1 protein-coding gene is annotated in these 282 nt (G+C 44.7%); it reads right to left on the bottom strand.

The window, feature by feature from the left end:
• On the bottom strand, nucleotides 1-282 hold a 282-nt coding region (locus A3775_RS20445; protein ID WP_156481694.1), incomplete at both ends, for a hypothetical protein.

Here is a 282-nt window from a genome sequence, read left to right on the forward strand (position 1 = left end):
TACACTATTACTGATATAGGCGTTAGTCTTGCCCAGAATTGTATTTTTAGACTCCGCACCTGCACCACTCAAGGCTATACCTGCTGCGACACCAAATCCTGCTGCTAAAGAAGCGGCGACTGATACGGCTTCAATAGTTGCATCAGTAGTAGCAGATAGTGAAATATTGCCTGTGGTTGTCTTGAAGGAGTTATCTGCATTGTTGATATAGGCTTCGACTTCGTTAGAAATCAAGTTATCAGCTAGGGCAACACCGATAGACAAGGAAACACCAACCGCACC

It is taken from the genome of Anabaena sp. 4-3, assembly GCF_001597745.1.
Taxonomy (GTDB): domain Bacteria; phylum Cyanobacteriota; class Cyanobacteriia; order Cyanobacteriales; family Nostocaceae; genus Trichormus.